We start from the raw sequence: 14,775 nt of genomic DNA, 5'->3' as shown, positions 1-14,775 counted from the left end.
ACCTGGGAAAAATATATCCAACTTCAACAAATCATTCATTATCATTTACCGCCTTTATTTGATACCAACATTTTATCACAGAAATAAATCCATCGGAAGTAAAAAACGGATAATTGCGGAAGAACCCTAAAACTCCGTGCACATGGTGCAGTGTTAGCGGAATATACAATGTTCTTCTACTTCCACCTTTGCCGGTACGAAATGATATTTTTTGGAGATTGCATCCAGTAATTGTTTCCAGCCCTTCTCACCGAATTCTTCTTCTGATTCGGTCTCGGACAGATAGTGGTCGATCCGCCTGATCGGAAGCCCCGAAAGGTCAGCTTCGTTCTTTCCTTTGCGTTTGGGCTGCTCTGGAGATCTGAGTTCCAGATTTTCTGTTTGGTCATTTGTTAATTATGGTTCATAGTTTACACAGAGTTAATTATAAGAATAAAAGCACTGAAAAATAGAATGATAGCGGGATTAAGAGAAAGATATTTTTATATATAATGGAAATATAAGGTACGAAAAGAAACGTAATCAAAAGCATGCTTATACAAATTGAATAGAAGGTGAATATTAATAACGGCGCGTGATAAAAATGTGGAATTTTTGATACTTTCAATAATAATGCTATAATTATTAGAAATTTTGTCTGCTATTCTTATAATTAGACAGTAATGTAATATTATAGTAAGGAGAGGGAGGAGGAGCAAAATGACACAGGAATTATATGTACAAGCAGGGAGTAGAATAAGAGAGTTGCGTGAAAAAAGAGGATATAGCAGAGAATTACTTGCGGAAAAAGCTGATATATCCTCAAAGTTTTTGTATGAGATAGAAGTAGGAACTAAAGGATTTTCGGCGAGAACATTGAGTATGCTAGCAGACGGGTTAAGTACCAGTTGTGATTATATTCTTTATGGTGTTGCAGAATATGAATCAAAGGAGGAGATAGATTATATTCTGCAACAGTTCCCTGATGAAAAAACGACAGAAATTATAAAAATACTTAATGCTATTTGTCAATTGGCTATATTTTCCACTTAAACATAGAAGAGGAATTTAATGGTAAATATTGAGTTATCTGTGTTAATGAACATACTGCCATTCGATTTTAGTAAAGCTGTTTCGATAGAAGTAAGACCGATACCATGCCATGTATTATTTTGTTTTGTTGTACGTAGTCTATGGGCTGAATTATATTTTATTTTGTGACTATAAGGATTAATTATAGTTATACATAAACATTCTTTTTTGTAGTAAATAGATAAGTCAATGTATTTTTCTACGGATACTAACTTGGTGGCATCAATAGCATTATCGAGAGCATTGCCAAGGATAATACATAGAGAATCATTATTTAGTGGTAGATTAGCGGGTATTTCAATATGCTTATTGAAGTTAATTCCTAATTCTTTGGCAACGTTATCTTTTAGATTTATAATGGCGTCAATTATGAAATTTCCTGTATAAGTAGTTTTAGAAAAAAGAAAGGTTATACTTAACTCTTCGTTGATATAATCATATATTGCATTGTTGTCTGCCTCTTGTGCAAGTTTCTGAATATAAATTATTTTATTCTTGAAATCATGATATTCTTTTCTGAAACGTTGTATAGAAATTTCATTTTCATGGATTTGCTCAGTGATTTTTTGTAACTGTTGATTATAAATAATATGCTTTTTTTCAGATTCGATACGCTTTGATAATTGTTCATAGATTGTGAATATACAAATATTTATAAAAAGTAGTAATAATGCGGCTGGAACAGAAAGAGAATATAAATAGTCTAAATTAGTGCGGGTATCTATCATAAAGATTAGACAGATAATTATTACACTGATTGCAGGAACCAATATGAAAGAAATCCAAATAGAAAGAGGGAGGTTTGAAAATACATAATGATGGTGGTTATGAGTGATGATGTTTAAAATAGTAATTATTATTAGCTTTGAGATTATACTGCCAGCAAGAGAAAATGTTGAATTTGGGTAATGCAAATAGAGTAAAAACATATTTATAATAACCTCTATTAGTGCTGCAGTAATACTTCCAAGGGACACTAATACGGTTATTTTAGATAGAGATCCACAAAATAAGATGTAGCAGATAATGATTAGTGCTATTGTTTGCAAAACAAAAGTTAATAGGTAATGGTGTTGGATTTTATTAAATAAAAAATAATTCGTACAGAAGAGGCCGCACCAGATACAGATTCGGTATAAAACAGCTAATGGGCGATATAAAAAAAAGCATTTATAAAATTTTTCGATTATCCAAAAGTAAAACAAAAAATTTACTATTCTAAATAAAGTTTGCATTATAATATCTCCATGATTTGAATATATTGTTTTTGAATTTGTTTTTGGCGAGTTTCACTGATTTTTAATTTAGTGTTATCATGTAGAATAACTTCGGAAAAACTAACAGTTTGTATATGTAACAAGTTTACCAAAAATGATTGATGTATACGTAGAAATGGTGGGTATGCATCAGCAAGGTTGTTTTCAATATTATTCAATTTATTATGTTGGAAGAATATATTATTTTTTGCGTGAATGATAATTTTATGCATTCGACTCTCAAAATAAAGAATATCTTTTAGTGGTATAGAATAAAGGGCTTGTTTATATTTAAAAGAATAAGATTGTTTTCCTGATAAAGTTCTATTCACTGCCAGGGACATATATTTGTTAAAGATAGAGGGATTTATTGGCTTCTGTATAAACCGAAAAGGTTCTACCTCAAATAGTTCTTGAAGATAGGAAGTATAAGAAGAAATATAAATTATAAGAGAGTCATAATCGTTTGTACGCATTTTTCTTGCAACAGTTATCCCATCTAGACTCATTTCAATATCCAAAAAGATTATATCATAGTAGCTACCATTACAAATGCTATTCCATAAAGTTTCTCCGTCAAAAAATATTTCTATGCTGTAGGAGGTGCTGCTAAAAGCTATAAAAAAATTTTTGATTAATGACTCTATTTCTGTGGTAACAGGAAGAGAATCATCACAGATTGCAATATTTATCATTTTCTTCATCCTCAAAACATGAAATTAGTCGATCAATGATATGTTGATTAGTTACAGATAAATTAGTATATTTAAAAAAGTATTCATACATCTGAGCCTGGTCGATGTCTATGTACATATCCACTTTGTATTTATAGTTAGTTTCACAGAGCAAGTAATCAATAGATACATTGAAAAAAGCAGATAAAGATTTTAGCATATCACTGGTTGGTTTGACTTTACCAAGTTCTATCTTGCTTATTAAATTCTGAGAACAATTTATTTCCATTGCCAGTCCAGTCTGAGTTAATCTTCTTTGCAAACGTAGTTCCTTTATACGTGTTTCCATATCATACCTCCAATAATATTTTTAGTTTATCTAAAATTAATAATCGTGATACTCTATATAGATTTGGCGAAAAAACCTTATAGTTTTAAGAACGGCAAATATGTATTCTTTATTCCTAATAAAAACAGTTGAAACAATTGGAACTTATAATGAAATCGATGAAATCAAGGAGAAATGCGGAGACATGGACTCCTTAGACTGAACGAAATAATAAGTCGCTCAGGGAACAGCGGAAGAGAAACGCAGGATATTCTTGCACGTTACTCATCTACATCGGTTATCGACAAGGAGAACCGTCGCTCTTGTAACATCAGCTATCGTTCCTTCAAGATAGTTACTATTCTCTGTGGCTGATAAACATCTGTAATACAAATTCTAATAACTATAAGTTCTCCTATGACCTGAATGAAATGCTTCTTGAACAGCTAAAAGCTGATTTTCATCAAGTTTATCGAGTGCTGTAAGTCCTTGCAAATGACAACAACTTCATTTAGTCCAAGTTATATAAGATTTCTCACAATGTATATTACGATGAAAATGTACTCCTGATTCGGAGGAATGGAGTTCTTCCGAATTTTTCGTTTGGTCTATTGAATATTATTTCCAGATGGTACAATATAACCATATATATTCACTGGAGGAATCTCATGCAGATGGAAACGAAATTGGAAAAACAAGGATTTTATCCAACAGAATTAGAAGTCGCAAATATTTATCAGACGGATAGAGAAATTAGTATTAAAATGTTTGCCCGTTTTAAAAGCTGTACATGTCCAAAATGTGGAACGGTTTCTGAGCATCCGCATGGAACATATGAAAAAAGGTTCAGGATATCCCAATCCTCGGGAGAACCATCGGCCTCCTTGTGAACACCTATGAATATCGGTGTGATAATCCAGATTGTGATGTTATGACTTTTGCTGAAACCATTAATGGGTTTTGGAGGTACTACAGCAGGATGACTGACCTCTTTACGGATTTCATCTGTACATTAGCCCTGGAGATAAGCTGTGAAAGTTGTTCCCGTATCTGTAAAGCAATGGATCTCAAGACAAGTGGTGACAGTGTTATCCGTCTGCTCACAAAGCGATATAAACTGCAGGAAGAAAATAAATGCGGCAGTGTTATCGGTGTAGATGATCTTGCCTTCAAAAAACGTTACACTTATGGGACTATTATTGTCGATGAAGCTACCCATAAACCAGTTGCCATACTTGATGGACGGGATGGCAGCACCTTGAAGGAATGACTTGCCAAAAACAAGCATGTAAAAACTGTAACACGAGACCGTGCCAGCGCTTTATGCATCAGCAATACAGGAAATACTCACGGATGCCAGCAGGCAGCCGACAGATTCCATCTGCATCAAAATCTATTGGAAGCAATTAATAACACGGTAAACACCATAGTAACAGTGGACATAACAATCCCAAAAATCATGATAAAGGCTGCCGGACAGCAGAATCCCAGGGAGAGAACAAAAGTAAAAAAATCCTATATGATGTGGATAACTTTACTGAATACAACGAGTGTACAGTTATACAATGCCATCCATGGATACGATAGTGGCGGATACAGTAAAAGAGCAATAGCCAAAATGGTGCATTGCGGAAGAAAAACGGTCACAAAGTATCTGAATGGAGATTATGGATCACTGTGCTGTAAAGATTTCCGTAGTGGGATGAATAAATTTTTTGATTATACCTTTGTAAATATTAAGCCCGTCATGAAGTCTACCGTTTCAAAGTATGGCAGACCAATCAAAAACAGGCAGATGGAACTGCTGGTTGCCCGGATCCAATCTGACCTATGTCAGGAGCTACAATAAAGGACCTCATTCCTCTCTTAAGGGAGTATCCCCGCAGGAACGCTTCTTCCGAGAACCGGAACTCATCAGCCGTCTGTCTGATGAACAGATTGGATTCTCCTTTCTCCTTGAGGTTGAACGCAGGGTATCTGCGGACTCTGTCATCGTGATTGACCAGGTGGATTACGAGGTCGATTTCCGTTTTGCAAAGCAACGGATTACTCTCTGGTATACACCGGATATGAAGGACATCTTTATTGTGGAAGCAGGTGGATTCCTTACGCCAGTTCGTCTTCTCAATAAGCATGACAATGCATCTGTAAAACGGGACAAGGTGCGTCTGACAGGAGGTGAAGACAGATGGAACTAACTGCACTGTAGGGTCTTTAATTTAATCTTTTTTAAAGAACTCCAAAGATATCCTTTTTGAAGAGACCGAGTATACGTAAGCAAAGTTTCGTCGGAATTACCTTGCTGAGACCAAAGCACCGGGCCGCGGTAAAACAACGCTGGTACGTTCCTGGTCTGTCGGATTGAAGCCTTCTCTGTATAAGGTCATCTATACCATTCATTCTACTGTTAAGGTGAATGGTTTCTACCGGGGTATTGCCGCATCCCTGGATGCGCAGTCGTTCTATCGGAAAACAGAAAACTTTCACATCATCCAGACAGAAATCAACCGGCTTGCCCTGGATAAGAAACACACACCCGTCATTATCATTGACGAAGGGAACTACACGAAGAATGCTGTCTTAAATGACCTGAAGATCCTGTTCAACTTTGAAAGGGAATCCAGCGACCATACTGTCATCCTCCTGTTCGGACTGTCACGGCTAAACAATACTCTGCAGCTATCCATCCATGAGTCTTTCAGGCGGAGTATTATCATGAACTACAATGATGACGGTTACTCAAAAGAAGAAGGCCGGACTTACATTGAATGGAAACTGAAAAAAGCGGGGTGCATAGATCCTGTATTTGACGACTCGGCCATCGAAGCAATCGTAAATGCTTCCGATGGGACAGCACGTGCGATCTAAGCTTTGTAATGATTCATTTGTAATCGGGCATAGCTAGACGGCAAACCGAATCATATCTGACATCGTGATGCAGGCAATCAATGACAGCTCCCGCAATTAATTTGCGGGATTTTTTCTATCCAGAAAACAACACACCAGAAAACCATCATTTAATGTGAAAAAATGCCTGACCAGCATTCAGATCAACACGAAATAATCTGACGGATGAGACATCGTTTAATTTGCCGGACACTGTATGTTAAAAGAGCACAGATTGAATCCGATTTATCAAATGGGACGGCTTATGGATGCAGAGGGAATCCCCCTATCATTCTCACTCTTCGATGGCAATATAAATGAGTAGCCTTCTATGATTCTTCTGGAAGAAAAGATTATGAAAGATTTTAATTCATCCGAGTTTGTTGTCTGCACTGATGCAGGGCTTTTTCTATCGCTAACCGTTGTTGTCAGGAAAGGAAGTTCGTTACTACATAGTGTATCAAAAAACTCAAAGACTTTCTCCAAGGTTTCTGCCTGCCTGATGAAGGATGGTATCTGAAAGGAAGCAACAAAACTTATAAGCTCAGTAAGTCGGATGATAAGGCAGTCTACGCTAAAGCCTTTTTCAAAGACAGGTGGATTAATGAGGATACTTTAGAATAACATCTAATCGTTACGTATTCTATTAGATATAGAAAGTATTAGAAACGGATTCGAGAAAATCAGGTCGAAAGAGTTAAGAAATCCGTTGTAACTCCTTCAAACCGCTAATGGAGAGATTATAAACCATCCGAGGACCAGTCTGGGTTCGGAACAGATTGACAAAGAATCCCGTTACGATGTGCCGAAGATGGCTCATCCGGCATTATCAGGATTAACCCAAAGCGATGGGAGATTGAAGAATGCTTATGGATCATAAAAACGGAATTCAAAGCAAGATCGCTATTTTGATATGCTCCCTATATAGTAGACAGATGAAATATGAAAAATCTACTATATAAGGAGCATTTCTATGTCCAGGAAAAGATATGATGAAGAGTTTAAGAGAAAAGTCATTAAAGAGTACGAAGCAGCGGGAATCTCAAGCTACCAGCTGGGGCAGACATACGGTGTAGATGCTAAATGTGTAAGAAGCTGGTGCAGATTGTATAAACAGTTTGGCGATGCTTATCTGACTGCCAACCATTCAAATCTTAATTACTCGGCAGAGTTTAAGTAGCAGGTAGTTAACGCTTATCTTGCAGGAGGGAAGACATATCAATCGGTAGCAGCTGAATACGAAATATTTGCACCAACTACTGTCAGACAATGGGTAATGATGTATAATAACCATGAAGAATTAATTTAACACCGACAGAGTATCACCAAAAAATGATGTTAGCAGCGTAAAAATGCCGCCCTGTTACGGGCGGCAAAAGCCAAAATTTTTGGGTTTGTCAAGTAAAGTGTGTAATTTTTTTATTTTTTTGGTGGCCGATGTATTTGTCGGCCACCTTTTCGGTACAATTAGTCAAATGGGAGTGCTTCCAGCCTACCATTATCAGGTTCAGAAATACGTTTGATATATTTATCCATAATGTCTCCTGGGAGGGGAATGTCTCTTTCAATTAATAAGGCAATCAGTCTACGGATGTCTTTTTCCTGTTGGTCAATGCTCTGTAAAGCATTATCATAGTCTGCTCTCAAAAAGTCAAGCTGGGCTAAAAATTCATCGTCCATCTCTAAATGGTGTGGCTTGTGTTTGCTCATACTTCTCCCTCGTTTCTTAATTATTTTCGTATTTCAGAATACGCGATTGAAGATGACCGTCCATAGAAAGCTGGTTTCTGACCATAGCCCAGTTGGCAATCGGACGCCCGTTCCATTTTCTATATAATTCTGTGATCCGTAGGTATAATGCCTTCCTGACGGCATCTTCACTTGGAAAGGTTCCTTTTTTTGTCACCTTCCGGAAACTGGAGTTGACGGCCTCAATCGCATTCGTTGTGTACATTACCTTCCGGACAGCACTGCCATAATTGAACAGCTGCTCCACGTGCTGCCAGTTTCGCACCCATACATCCACTGCTCCCGGGTATTGGCTCCAGACCTGTTTAAACCGTTCAAACTCCGCCTCTGCGGCCTTCAGGCTTGCTGCACCGTATACTTTCTTTAGTTGGGCCGTATAAGCCTTATAATCCTTTGATGGTATGTACTTGATGGAGTTGCGGATCAGATGGACAATACATCGCTGTACGACTACATCTTTGAAGATAGACTTCGCACCTTCCTCCAAACCGGAGACTCCATCCATGCTGATGAAAAGTATGTCCTCCACTCCACGTGCTTTGATCTCATCAAATATCTGCATCCAATAATGTTTTCCTTCGGATTCTCCAATCCAAATCCCAAGGATATCTTTTACACCATTCACATCATACCCAAGGACTACATAGACGGCGCAGCTCTTCGTTTCCGTGTCCTTTCGGATAGAAACATACAGGCAGTCCACAAAGACAAAGGTATAGAATCGCTTCAACGGTCGGTTTTGCCATTCCTCAGCTGTATTGATGACTCTGTCCGTGATGCTTGAGATTGTCTCATGAGAAATTTCGAAACCGTAGATATCACCAATGGTGTCAGAGATATCCCGCTGGCTCATTCCTCTTGCGTACATAGAGAGAACCTTATCCTCAATACCGCTGACATCACGCGTGCGTTTAGGAAGCGCCTGGGGCTCAAAGGTCGCCTCCCGGTCTCTTGGCACCGCCACTGGAATATCCCCATAAGTCGTTTTTACATTCTTGTGAATATAGCCGTTGCGCCTATTCTCCGTATCTTTGTGACCGTGATCATGCGCTTCATATCCCAGATGGGAATCCATCTCACCCTGAAGCATGGATTCAAACATGGGGCCGAAGATTTCCTTCAAAGCCGTCTGCATATCCTCTGCGTTTTGAGGTTGGTATTCGTCAATGATTGCCTTGGCAATTGCCATGCTTGCTTTACTTCGCTTGTTATTTTTTCTTGGTGCCATAAGTGCTGTACTCATAAATCCTTTCATCCTTTCGTTTAGTGTACCGCACTTTAAAATAAAAATAAAGTGCGTAAGTTTTGTTACCGGTAACTTACACACTTTATCTTACACTCCCAAATTTTTCGATATTTAAAATGTCTACTTGACGGGTAGCACACCAAAATACTGAGCTTGTGGCACTTTTATTATCTCACATGTGTCAAAGATGAGATCTTACCATAGAATTTTTTCTCTGTCCACCCCACAATTTTCCATCAAATTGCTGAATTACCACTTGACCTGCACAAGGCTTTCCAGTGCTTGTTCTATAGTACGGTTCGTAGATGCAAACCCAATTTTCACCAGAATATTACCATAAAATATGGGTTTCTCCCGGACTCCAGAACACTCAGAATTTTTTCTCTTTTTGCTTTTGTAACGTCTATGTTTAAATCTTTGATATCCGGCACTTCATCCGGATTAATTTCATCAAAGGACATGTTTCTCATATGTAAGAGCTCTTCCCTCGTCAACATATGCTATATGCCCCCTTCTCTGTTCACCCATTGACCTACAAATGCCGTCAACATTTCTTGAAATGCCTGCTCCTGTTTTTTGCTTTCCTCAATATATACATTAAAAATTGCTTTATCCAAGTTTCCAAAACCGATCAAGTCAACTATAACTCCAAATTCATAGAGTTTATCAAAGAACCAAAATGTATCTTCAGGATACCGTAACAATCCGCTCACTGATGTTAATACAACAACATCAATCATACCTTTTTCTGCTAAATCCAGAATCTTCTTTATAGCCACGTCTTCTGTAATACTCTTATTTTCAACAGATTCTGCTATTGCATACACCTGATACTCCTGAAGTTCACAGTATTGTATACCTTTGTCTCTTTCATACGTCAAAAATCTTTCTGCATTTCTGTAAGATGAGAATCTGGTATAAATCACTGCATATGTATGCTCCTTTTTTTGTTTGCATATTGAACATTCTATATCACTCCACAAATCAGTAATAGATAATGTATTCTGCTGTGGTGTTTTTTTCTCATCTGTAAGTACGCTTAGTAATAAATTCTCCATGTACGCTACCTCCTTTATAAATTCCCGGCTTCATTCCAGGGATAGACAGAGAAAACCTTTGCTTCTCTGCCTATCCCTGAAATGAACTATTAAAACACCATAAAGAAGCTGGCTATGAGCAAAGGTGGAACCAATAGTGCAAATACAAAATCAATCACAAATATCGCCACCATTAAGCAATCTAATATTTTGTTTTCTACAATTTAATCCTTTCTATATAATTTCATACACCATGCCGGTACCAAAAACACCCGGCATGGATTTTAATTATCTCACCCCGGTGTGACGGGAGTATGTAGGACTGGCCTGGCGGCCACCTGACACCCTGCTGCAACATGTCCCAGACGCTACCCTGGTTACTGTGTTTTCGTCGGTAAAGGTATCATTATCATTCAGTGTTTCAGGTTATCTGCCACCGATAACCCAGCCGGGGTGCCGCTCACACTTTTTCTTCATCTGTTACGATTCCTTGTTTGATCCACAACACATAAAATTTATGTATTGCCGACAAATGTATCTTCGCGCAGCTCATTGCCCCTCATCACTCATAAAAAGTGTTCCAAATGTTTTGTATCCTCCAAGATATTTTTAACGTCAAATATGACATATTATATTTAAAAAAATATCACCATACCGATATTTAATTTTCAATGTTTTCTGGCTGATTGTCAGCCTACCAAAACATATTCTCAAAACAAATATGTTTTGGTAGACCGATAATGGTCTACACTTTAATTAAAATAAATAAGATTTTTAGAAATATATTCTAATATATTAATCAAAAAAATGGCTTGTTCATCTGTACTTTCCCAAAGTATTTTTTGTGCCTTTTTTACACACTTTCCTTTCAATGAATCCTCGGTATTTTTTATAATAAAACAGCTCCCAGCTACTCCATAATTCTTTGATATGTATTAATACCTGGCTTTCTTGAACCCGCTTCAATTTTGTTCATATGAGATTCGCTTATTCCAACCTTTTCAGTTAATTCAGCTCTTGTCAAACTTCTTGCTTTCCGCAAAGTTCTAATGGCATCCCCTAAATTTGTATTTTCCGTCATTTTATCTACCTCCTGCAAGTCACCATCTATTATATAATGTCAAACATATATTTAAAGTCACTCAGTGTGTCATTTTTTTGTAGAATATCCTTTTCAGATTATGTTACATTTTTCTTATCTATTTTTCATTAATCAATATTTCTATTCGATGTTTTTCAACAACTTATCCCTTTTATTTTAAACATGTCTTAAAATAAAAAATAAATATTATAGATATGTCCAATAACTCAAAAAAACCTTTAATGGAAAATTCCCAAAACAGGATTTAAACGAATTTCTATTGCTTAAGAGTAAAAGCTTAAATTTCCGATATTGACGAAAAAATATCCGGCTACTTTTCTGTAACCGGAGTACCTTGGCAATTCATATATGATTGATTTGTATTTGAGTTTGTGGTTCGGCGTTTGATCTCGAATTTCACAGCCTCATTCCATGGTGGCTGAAATTCGAAGTCCTTATCATTCATACTATCATTTGACATTTTCAATAAGATAGATGAGATAGATGAGATAGTGATAGACGTTTACTCCATTTGCTTATGCCATCTCTACCATTATATATACGCCTGGGCACATTCAGCATATCGCAAAACAACCAGTTGTTGCGCTTATGTTCTTAAGAACATAAGCGCAACAACTGGTTCCAAATTGATTCAGTCAGTGGAGCAAAAGCAAATGCGATCGCATACAGCATTGCCAAGACAGCGAAGACAAACAGGCTAAAACCTCATAAATATTTCCGTTACCTTTTGAAGAACTGGAGAACCAGAATATCTACTCTATGTCGAAGCGCTGCTTCCGTAATCCAGGACACTGCCGAAATACCGCTACCAAAAAGGCATCTGAAAACTGATTAAGTTTGTTTATATCTGCCGTCCTCAAAGGATAACATTATTTTTAGTCAGGTACTGGCTATGGAACATTTGCAGTTCTTAATGAAGAATTTATTTTACAGCCCAAAAAACTCATATTTTTTGATTGTCACTTACCAAACCTACTGTTTTTAGTCTCTAAATATAATACAATTTTAATTACCACTTTTCTCCACAGTTTTAAAGATTTTTTCTCTGTATGTATTGTGTATATTTAATTTTTTCCATTTCCTTTTTCCTAATAGCAATACCATTACCATAAATAACAACACGACTGCTATTAACTGTAAATAATGCCGCATGCCAAAATAGAATAATATTGTTTCAATTACTATTATACTCCCCAAATGAACAAATAATCGTTTGGCAAACTGCATAAACTCCTCTTCAGCTACAGGTCTTGCTTCATTTATAACAGGCGCAACTGCAATTATAACGCCTATACAACACATACTGATTACATAGGAGCACATATTACTCATTATTTCCATATTTGTTATAAATAAAACTGCCCAAAACGAAAAAGATGACATTATCAAACATGACCACCATTTATCGCAATGAACCCCCCCTGCAAAAGAGCGTAGTGGTATAAATATCACAAAAAACATTAAACCTTCCAAATACATCTTCATCATAGATGTAAGGGCAAGACATACCAAGATTGACACTCCAATCTCGACCAATGCATGCACCCCGTATAGTGCAATTTCTTTTTCTGATGTGGTCATATCCTCATCCAATATTATTTTTTCTAACAATTTCATAAATCTATTTTTTATTCTTTTTTTCTAACAACGCTTTTGGCACCTTGGGCTGATGAAAGATAAACCAACAAAATCCTTCCCTTGTTAAATCTGCTACTACATTAGCTACCGCTACTAATTTTTTTTCTTTGTTTTCTTTTACATTTTTCATCTTCTAATTTTCACCTTCCTAATTTACTAATGATTTCAACTTGGTTTTAGCCATCCGTTGAAAGGTTAATAGTTTCCTTTTTTTCTTAAAGTAGTCTCAAATAAACAGGAGATATTGCCTTTTGTGTAATTTCAAGTAATAATAAGCGTCTTCCATTCTTCTAAACGCCTTTTCTCTTGCCAATTAACTTGTACTTTCTAAGCACGCATATCTAACAAAGATATCTTCATCCTAGTGAATCTCATATTTACCACTCCTATTATTATTGCCACCCGAATATAAATTAACATCGGGACATTACCACGTATATTTTACAACATTCGGAAACACGAAGCCCTCCTTTACATCCCTTCTCGAAAAGTCACCTCTACAAACGCATAATCCTTTAGCTACTATTCATTACTAAAATAGTCTTGAACAATAAAATTTACATTTGCTTTTTTTAAATAATGTTCACATTTCAAAATACAATATTAGCGGCAATAGGCCCTGAGAAACTACTTTAAAGGATAATAGCATGTTTAACTTGTTGTTTTATTCAACTGTCATTATTAGGAATAAATAATACATATTTTCCATCTTTAAAATCATATGGTTTTTCATCAAATCTATATAGAGTATCACGACTATAAATTTTAGATAAACTGAATATACTATCCTGTTTTTGACAGTTAATGAAGAAAAAAAATCTGCGAACCCGCATAAATGGTGTGCTACCCGTCAAGTAGACATTTTAAATATCGAAAAATTTTGGCTTTTGCCGCCCGTAACAGGGCGGCATTTTTACGCTGCTAACATCATTTTTTGGTGATACTCTGTCGGTGTTAGTATTTCCAGCTTTCTTTGACACGTTTGTTCGTGTAATAATTCATATAATCATGGATGGATGGCCGCTATCAGTTCTTCCTTCGCTGCATATTTTTCGTATAATACATCTCCCTTTTCATCAGGCCCCAGAAACCTTCCATCGGTCCATTGTCAATACACCTTGCAACTCGTGACATACTTTGTCTCATACCTGCCTTCACTATTCTCTGGCGAAAATCGTTGCTTGTATATTGATAGCCTCTGACTGAATGGAACAGCGGATGTACATCCGGATTTTCCTTTATTGCATAATCGAAGGTGTCAAATACCAGCGGATTGTCATTATGATCGCTAATTATATAAGAAACTGGTCTCTTATCACAAAGGTCAATGATGGCACTTAGATATATTTTACCTGCTGTCTCTGTACCAACCCCATATTTGAATTCTGTGACATCTGTTACACATTTTTCATTCGGTCTTTCTGCCCCAAACTCACGGTTCAATATATTCTCTGCTACATAAGCCGGGTCTGATGTCGGTTTTGTACAGCAATTATGACGGCCTTTCACGATGGATTGGATCTTCTTTTTACGGCAGATGCGTAATACCCGTTTCTCGTTCACACAGATGTCTTCATCATGTTCGAGGGCATCCCGCAAACGCCGGTATCCCATATCTGGATGTTCTGTATGCATAGATTCGATTCTTTCAGCGATCCTTTTATTCAGCGCATCATTTGGGCTATCCGTGTGATTCAGCCATTTATAATAAGCGGCACGGCTTACTCCCCCTAATCTGCACAATTCTATTACGGAATAACCGTTGTGTTCTCCTGTTAATTCCTTGAT

16 protein-coding genes and 3 pseudogenes are annotated in these 14,775 nt (G+C 36.8%); 7 read left to right on the top strand and 12 right to left on the bottom strand.

Annotated elements, in window-relative coordinates; genetic code table 11:
• Positions 1-162: 162 nt before the first annotated feature.
• Positions 163-384: pseudogene (locus CI595_RS27495) on the bottom strand (IS66 family transposase); the annotation flags it as partial.
• Between the two features lie 315 nt (positions 385-699).
• Between CI595_RS27495 and CI595_RS21545 the strand changes: the two are divergent.
• The gene (locus tag CI595_RS21545; protein ID WP_095175666.1) at positions 700-1,032 is read left to right on the top strand and encodes a helix-turn-helix domain-containing protein; all 333 of its coding nucleotides are present in this window, start codon (positions 700-702) and stop codon (positions 1,030-1,032) included.
• Here the strand turns inward: CI595_RS21545 and CI595_RS21540 are convergent.
• From CI595_RS21540 to CI595_RS21530, 3 genes are all read right to left on the bottom strand, one after another.
• Positions 1,029-2,000: a sensor histidine kinase gene (locus CI595_RS21540; RefSeq protein ID WP_162291941.1), complete on the bottom strand. Its 972-nt coding sequence runs from the start codon at positions 1,998-2,000 to the stop codon at positions 1,029-1,031. The genes CI595_RS21545 and CI595_RS21540 overlap by 4 nt on opposite strands.
• Before the next feature lie 305 nt (positions 2,001-2,305).
• Entirely contained in the window at positions 2,306-3,022 is a 717-nt protein-coding gene (locus tag CI595_RS21535) for a LytR/AlgR family response regulator transcription factor (protein WP_162291940.1), read from the bottom strand.
• Positions 3,000-3,350, bottom strand: a complete 351-nt coding sequence (locus CI595_RS21530) for a helix-turn-helix domain-containing protein (RefSeq protein WP_095175663.1) — start codon at positions 3,348-3,350, stop codon at positions 3,000-3,002. The genes CI595_RS21535 and CI595_RS21530 overlap by 23 nt, the downstream gene beginning before the upstream one ends.
• A 653-nt stretch (positions 3,351-4,003) precedes the next feature.
• Between CI595_RS21530 and CI595_RS21525 the strand changes: the two genes are divergently transcribed.
• From CI595_RS21525 to CI595_RS27410, 6 genes and pseudogenes are all read left to right on the top strand, one after another.
• Positions 4,004-4,219, top strand: coding sequence for a hypothetical protein (locus CI595_RS21525; RefSeq protein ID WP_147737757.1), 216 nt, complete (start codon positions 4,004-4,006; stop codon positions 4,217-4,219).
• Between the two features lie 89 nt (positions 4,220-4,308).
• Complete coding sequence (locus CI595_RS21520; protein WP_095175661.1) at positions 4,309-4,599, top strand: hypothetical protein; 291 nt, start codon at positions 4,309-4,311, stop codon at positions 4,597-4,599.
• Between the two features lie 420 nt (positions 4,600-5,019).
• Positions 5,020-5,527: pseudogene (locus CI595_RS21510) on the top strand (IS481 family transposase); the annotation flags it as partial.
• A 163-nt stretch (positions 5,528-5,690) separates the two neighbouring features.
• Positions 5,691-6,197, top strand: coding sequence for an AAA family ATPase (locus CI595_RS21505; RefSeq protein WP_243135229.1), 507 nt, complete (start codon positions 5,691-5,693; stop codon positions 6,195-6,197).
• Positions 6,198-7,188: 991 nt separating this feature from the next.
• Positions 7,189-7,395, top strand: coding sequence for a transposase (locus CI595_RS21500; protein ID WP_095175658.1), 207 nt, complete (start codon positions 7,189-7,191; stop codon positions 7,393-7,395).
• Positions 7,396-7,407: 12 nt separating this feature from the next.
• Positions 7,408-7,524: pseudogene (locus tag CI595_RS27410) on the top strand (helix-turn-helix domain-containing protein); the annotation flags it as partial.
• A gap of 158 nt (positions 7,525-7,682) precedes the next feature.
• On the opposite strand, the gene CI595_RS21495 reads toward CI595_RS27410, so the two are convergent.
• From CI595_RS21495 to CI595_RS21460, 8 genes are all read right to left on the bottom strand, one after another.
• Positions 7,683-7,925: a hypothetical protein gene (locus tag CI595_RS21495; protein WP_095175657.1), complete on the bottom strand. Its 243-nt coding sequence runs from the start codon at positions 7,923-7,925 to the stop codon at positions 7,683-7,685.
• 16 nt (positions 7,926-7,941) lie between these two features.
• Positions 7,942-9,192, bottom strand: a complete 1,251-nt coding sequence (locus tag CI595_RS21490) for an IS256 family transposase (protein ID WP_095175686.1) — start codon at positions 9,190-9,192, stop codon at positions 7,942-7,944.
• Positions 9,193-9,530: 338 nt separating this feature from the next.
• Positions 9,531-9,707: a DUF6870 family protein gene (locus tag CI595_RS26165; protein ID WP_156087480.1), complete on the bottom strand. Its 177-nt coding sequence runs from the start codon at positions 9,705-9,707 to the stop codon at positions 9,531-9,533.
• 3 nt (positions 9,708-9,710) lie between these two features.
• On the bottom strand, positions 9,711-10,268 hold the full coding sequence (locus CI595_RS21485; protein WP_095175656.1) for a recombinase family protein: 558 nt from the start codon (positions 10,266-10,268) through the stop codon (positions 9,711-9,713).
• An 889-nt stretch (positions 10,269-11,157) separates the two neighbouring features.
• Positions 11,158-11,328: a helix-turn-helix domain-containing protein gene (locus tag CI595_RS26160; protein WP_095175655.1), complete on the bottom strand. Its 171-nt coding sequence runs from the start codon at positions 11,326-11,328 to the stop codon at positions 11,158-11,160.
• 1,026 nt (positions 11,329-12,354) lie between these two features.
• Positions 12,355-12,966 carry an accessory gene regulator B family protein gene (locus tag CI595_RS21470; protein WP_095175654.1) on the bottom strand — a complete coding sequence of 204 codons (612 nt, stop codon included), beginning with the start codon at positions 12,964-12,966 and terminating at the stop codon, positions 12,355-12,357.
• Positions 12,967-12,970: 4 nt separating this feature from the next.
• Positions 12,971-13,117 carry a cyclic lactone autoinducer peptide gene (locus CI595_RS21465; RefSeq protein ID WP_095175653.1) on the bottom strand — a complete coding sequence of 49 codons (147 nt, stop codon included), beginning with the start codon at positions 13,115-13,117 and terminating at the stop codon, positions 12,971-12,973.
• Between the two features lie 896 nt (positions 13,118-14,013).
• Positions 14,014-14,775, bottom strand: a complete 762-nt coding sequence (locus CI595_RS21460; RefSeq protein ID WP_279233397.1) for an IS3 family transposase — start codon at positions 14,773-14,775, stop codon at positions 14,014-14,016.

The sequence above is a fragment of the Blautia hominis genome, from assembly GCA_002270465.1.
Lineage (GTDB): Bacteria > Bacillota > Clostridia > Lachnospirales > Lachnospiraceae > Blautia > Blautia hominis.
Note: the sequence above shows the minus strand (reverse complement) of the source record. Positions and strands in the feature narration are given on the sequence as shown.